General features: G+C 48.0%; 5 protein-coding genes. All 5 read right to left on the reverse strand.

What is annotated here, in order from left to right; genetic code table 11:
- Nucleotides 1–103: 103 nt before the first annotated feature.
- Nucleotides 104–1,309: an MFS transporter gene (locus B2899_RS05945; protein ID WP_146811037.1), complete on the reverse strand. Its 1,206-nt coding sequence runs from the start codon at nt 1,307–1,309 to the stop codon at nt 104–106.
- A 60-nt stretch (nt 1,310–1,369) separates the two neighbouring features.
- On the reverse strand, nt 1,370–2,281 hold the full coding sequence (locus B2899_RS05950) for a DMT family transporter (protein ID WP_286884473.1): 912 nt from the start codon (nt 2,279–2,281) through the stop codon (nt 1,370–1,372).
- A gap of 143 nt (nt 2,282–2,424) precedes the next feature.
- The gene (locus tag B2899_RS05955; RefSeq protein WP_170230306.1) at nt 2,425–3,078 is read right to left on the reverse strand and encodes a peroxiredoxin family protein; all 654 of its coding nucleotides are present in this window, start codon (nt 3,076–3,078) and stop codon (nt 2,425–2,427) included.
- Between the two features lie 123 nt (nt 3,079–3,201).
- A complete protein-coding gene (gene pepF / locus B2899_RS05960; RefSeq protein ID WP_286884474.1) occupies nt 3,202–5,124 on the reverse strand; it encodes an oligoendopeptidase F in 1,923 nt (640 codons plus the stop codon).
- A gap of 153 nt (nt 5,125–5,277) precedes the next feature.
- A partial coding sequence (locus B2899_RS05965) for a hypothetical protein (protein ID WP_286884476.1) occupies nt 5,278–5,484 on the reverse strand: 207 nt, incomplete at its 5' end.

Raw genomic sequence — 5,484 nt, forward strand, 5'->3', positions numbered from 1 at the left:
AAAAGGCGAACGCCTTTTTCTACATTAGATCTTTGTTCCTCCCTCTTCTCCTTCTTTCTTCACGATTTTCACAGAAAAAAGCGCGCCCCTCCCGCTCTCTCCTTTATAATTTTCTATCATTCGGAATCAAGGTTGTTGCAAATACAGCCAATACAATGAAGATCGTAAACAGATGCATGACTACATCTACACCGTAATGGTCAGAAATCGCTCCCATAAATGTGGCTCCGATTCCTCCGGCCCCCACACCAAACCCGATCATTAAGCCGGATACCATCGAAATTTTGTTTGGCATTAACATTTGTGCGTATACTACCCCTACTGCGAACGAAGAGAGTATAGTAAAACCAAAAACAAATAAGACAATGGGCAGCAATATCCCGTCTGCCATCGGTGTAATGATTGAAAATGGAATAGAAACGATCAAAGACCATAGCAAAATCGCTTTTCTTGAAAACCGATCTGAAATTTGCCCGCCGATGTATGTTCCTAACGCACCTGCACCAAGAAAGAGAAAAACATAAACTTCCACTTGATGCAAAGAGATTCCTTTTTCTTGACCATAAAAAGGCAAAAACCCTGCGACACCGATCTGTACCCATGAGCGTAATATAACAACGATAAGGAGCAGCAGCATGCCAATCGGGTAACTTTTACCTTGCATTTTCTTTTTTAGTTTCACACTATTGCTCAATTGATCCTTATACCAGGGAAGCATCCATACGGTCATCACAAAAGATAAAATCCCGCATACAAGAAACACCCACATTCCTTTTAATCCGGACGATAAAAGGAACAACGGTATAATTAATGCTCCTAAAGATTGACCAAAGTTTCCTCCCACTTGATATATCGCCTGAGCCTTTCCTCTTTCATCATTCGAAGCTAAAAATACAGCCCGATTAGACTCAGGATGGAATAATCCGGAACCCAATCCGGAAATAGCAACTGCTAAAAGTAGAAGAAAGTAATTGGTAACATAACCGGTAATAGATAATCCCAATCCAGTTAAAAGTACGCCTAAAGGCAACGCCCATGGCTTCGGTTTCTTGTCAGTCAAATACCCAAACAAAGGCTGCATTACCGATGATGTCAGATAAGAAACTAAGACGATGAGTCCTGTTTGTGTGTAGTTCAAATTAAATATTTGTTTGTATAAAGGTAATAATGCAGGGATAATCCCTACTGTCATCATGTCATTCAATAAGTGTGAACCACCGATTGGATAAACATATCTTTTCTTCAATTTTACGAATGGATTATCCGCTGCTTGTTGCTGATTGGAAATACGGGAAGGAATGGCATTCATATGTTTTCTCCTTTAATTATTTTTTAAGAGTCTAGCGCAGCTTTACAGCTGCGCTCATTCTTACACCTTTGCTTCCAAAGAGCCGATCCGATTCGCCCGGCGTGGCAGCGCGGTAAACAAATACACACCGCTGATGACTAATGCTGTCCCCGCGAATTGCACCACATTCATTCTTTCTCCAAGCAACCAGAACGAAAGCAAGGCGGTAAAGATTGGATTGAAGTTCAAGAAAACGCCGGATTTCGTCCCTCCGACCCGCTGTACGCCAATATTCCAGAACAGCATGGCAAGCACCGTTGCTCCTACACTAACATAGACGGTCGCAAGCCAAAACGCCGGGTCCGGCGCCACAATCTCCATCGACGAGACGGTAAACGGCATCAGCGACAGCACGCCGAAAATCCCGGCCCATAGCGTAGACATATACGGGGACACATACTTCATCGCCTTCCGGCCGGCCACGGAATAAAAGCCCCAGCTCGCCACCGCGCACAGCATATACAAATCGCCCGTATTCAAATGCAGTCTAAGCAAGCGTCCTACATCCCCGTGCGAGATAACGACGACAACGCCGAGAAAAGAAACCGTCATGCCGATTAGCTGGCGGCCTGTCATACGCTCCCGCAGCAGAAAAAACGAAACGATGGCAATCGCCACCGGATTCAGCGCCGACAGCAGGCCGACGTTATCGGCTGAGGTGCGCTCCAAAGCCAGGAACATAAACCAATTAAACAGCATCACGCCGGTCAGCCCCATAAAAAATAGCGGCCATATCGCCTGGCGCGGCGGAACGATTCTTTTCTCTTTCCACCACACAATCGGAATCAGGCAGACAATCGCCACGACCCAGCGCATATCAGTAAGCATCATTGGCGATGCATGCCCGACAAGAAATTTGCCGGCGACAAAATTGCCGGCCCACAGCATACTGGTACACAGCAGCAATAGATAGAACCCCCATACTTCGACCATCCCCTCTTCTCCTTTTTCTCTTTTTTCTTTTAAGCATAACAGTTTTTTCTGCTTCGTACTATCATTTTGTTAGTTACCAACCTTAAGAAGCCATAGGCCACAGGGAATCAGACAGCAAAAAGAGCCGACCCTTGCGCATCGGCTCACTTCGCTTTCCCAATCAGTTCCCGCATCGTTTTTTGATTCATCGGACCAGTCACTACTTTGCGAATGACACCGTCCTCATCAATAATGAAACTCGTCGGAATGACAGTCGCCTCATACATGTCCGCCACTTTTGACTTTTTATCCAAAAGAATCGGAAACTGCATCTTCATCCCCTCGGCAAACCGCCTTACATTCGGAACGCTGCTTTCCGTCTCCGTCAGGTTGACCGCCAGAATTTCCACGTTGTTCTTACGCGCTTCTTCATAGAACGCAACCATGTCAGGAATTTCGGCGCGGCACGGCGGACACCAGGTCGCCCACAGGTTCACGATGACCGTCTTGCCCCGCAGAGCGGACAGGCGCATTGTCTTTCCGTCCAATGTGTCAAGTGTAAAATCCGGTGCCAGATTGCCCTCCCGCACCCCGATTTTCTTCTCCGATGCGGCCTTAGTTGACGATGGGGCTTTCGGCTTCGCAGGAGCTGCAGTGGATGGCTGATTGCCCGTTTTCACAGGCGCCGCCTGCTGGCTTGCCTTCGTCGGTGCAGGAGTTGTCTGAGCCTGCTCCGTTTCTTTGTCTTTGCCCAGCGTCCCGTACAGCACCCCGCCGACCAGCGCAAGCACCACGAGAATGGCTGCAATGTTTTTCACGTCTTTCATCCTTTCTGTTCTGTCCTATTCTATTATAGGGCAAATCTAACAAAAAAAAGAAGCGGCAAAACAGCCCCTCTATCGCGCTGCGAAAAAGGGGCCTTATGCACGCACCTACCCATTTTATTTCTGGTTCACTAGCTTCTCCATCTCGTTCAATGTTTCTTCAAACACTTTCATCGCGTCATCCACCGGCTTCGAAGTTGATACATCCACCCCGGCCGCTTTCAGCACATCCATCGGCGCCGCGGAGTTGCCTGCGGAGAGGAGCTTCTCACGAATGCGATCCACAGCCGGCCTGCCTTCCTTCTTCACCTGCTCGGCCAGAGCGGCCGAGGCGGCGAAACTCGTTGCATACTGGTACACATAGAAGTTGTAATAGAAATGTGGAATGCGTGCCCATTCCATGGCGATTTCCTGGTCATCCGCCACCGCGGGGCCGTAGTACTTCTTATTAATATTGAAGTACATTTTCTTGAGCGCTTCCGCGTTGAGCGACTCACCTGCCTGCTCTTTTTCATGAATAAGCTTCTCGAATTCAGCGAACTGCGTCTGGCGGAACAAGGTCGTACGGAAATTTTCCAGGCGCTGATTGAGCAGGTACATTTTCTCCTGCTTTGTCTTCGCTTTGGTGTACAGGCTATCAAACAGCAACGCTTCGTTTAGCGTAGAAGCTACTTCCGCGGTGAAAATCGGATAGTTGGACGTGATATACGGCTGCTTTTTGTTTGTGTAATATGTGTGCATGGCGTGTCCGAGTTCATGGGCAATCGTAAATATGTCGTCATTCGTGCCCTGGTAATTCAGCAACACATACGGATGCGTATCGTATGCCCCGGACTGGTACGCCCCCGAGCGCTTATCGTCGGTCGAATACACGTCGATCCAGCCGTCTTTAAACGAATGAGCAAGCGCCTTCCCATACTCATCACCCATTGGCGCAAGTCCTTCCAGTACGCGTTTCTGTGCCTCTTCGTATGGAATGTATGTCTGATTGGCTTCCACCATCGGCGTGTACATGTCGTACATATGCACATCCCTTACGCCGAGCATCTTCTTCTTCAGTTCCATGTACCGGTGCAGCAGCGGCAGCGCTTTGTTAACGCTTTTAATCAACTCATCGTATACTTTCGTTGGCACATTGTTCGAGGCCAGGCTGGCTTCGAGCGCGCTTGGATATTTGCGCGCTTTTGCATATGCATTGTTCGCTTTTACTTTGCCGGCGAGCGTCTGGGCGAAGGTGTCTTGATAGCCTGCAAGCGTTTGATAGTACGCTCTAAATGCGGCTTTGCGCACGTCGCGGTTTTTGTTCTCCATATAGGAGATGAAATTGGCACGCGTCAGTTGCACCTCCTTGCCTTTCTCGTCTTTAATTTTCGGGAACTTTATATCTTTGCTCAACAGCGAATAGACGCTTTCCGGGTTTTGTCCAAGCGGGGAAAGCCGGGCGAGCAGCTCTTCCATTTCTTTGGTCAGCGTGTGCGGTTTCGTACGCTCCAGGTCTTCGAGGAACGTTTTGTAGACGGCCAGCTCTTTATCTTCCAGGTATGTTTTCATCTTATCCCGGGGGATGGACAGCACTTCAGGCGTAAACCAGGACGTCTTCTCGGCCGTCAACGCGCTTGCCTTCTCAGCCTTGTCCAGCAGCTCTTTCAACGACGAATTGGACGAGTTGACGTCAAACCCCATTGAGGCATACACATACACTTTGTCACGCAGGCGCATCAAGTTACTCAGGTCGTTAAGCGCTTTCAATAACTCGTCCGCCGACCGTCCTACTTTACCCTGATACCGCGGGAATGCATTCGCCATTTGCTCGAGCTTTTTCAAATCGGCTTCCCAGACTGCTTTATCCGCATAAATATCTTCGAGCTTCCACTTATACTGTGCAGGAATATCCGCGCGCGTTTTGTACTCGGGTGCCCGTGTTTCCTTTACCGCTTCCGCCGCGTAGACCACGTGTGAACTCAGCGTAAGAAACGGAACGGACAGCGCAGACATCGTAAGCGTCGCCGTCGTTATTGTAGCAACAAGTTTTCGCTTCATGCTCATTCCCCTTTTCCGAAAATGATTAACTACTTATGGTATGCGCATCTCGTGATGTATCATACACAGACAATAATTTTAATTAGATTCAGAAAACTGAGTCTTACAAGCTTTTCCACTACTCAAAAGAAAAAATCCCACTTTCTTCATAGTTTACATAATTTTTTTCTGGTAAAGTAATAGAAAAAAGCGGAAGCCTTTTTCTCCCCTGGATCTTCTTATCCTTCCCTCTCCTTCTTTTCTCACGATTTTCACAGAAAACGAGCATGGTTTTTCAGCCGCAACCCCGACATGAAAATCATGGAAGAGAGGCTGACTTTTGTGGTATGAAGGAAAAGAGAGAAGAGAACGAGACAATGA

The organism is Aneurinibacillus sp. UBA3580 (assembly GCF_002375825.1).
GTDB lineage: Bacteria > Bacillota > Bacilli > Aneurinibacillales > Aneurinibacillaceae > Aneurinibacillus > Aneurinibacillus danicus.

Coding starts and splice junctions, on each gene's coding strand:
- B2899_RS05945 (WP_146811037.1), bottom strand. CDS start 1,309: ATGAATGCCATTCCTTCCCGTATTTCCAATCAGCAACAAGCAGCGGAT.
- B2899_RS05950 (WP_286884473.1), bottom strand. CDS start 2,281: ATGGTCGAAGTATGGGGGTTCTATCTATTGCTGCTGTGTACCAGTATG.
- pepF (WP_286884474.1), bottom strand. CDS start 5,124: ATGAAGCGAAAACTTGTTGCTACAATAACGACGGCGACGCTTACGATG.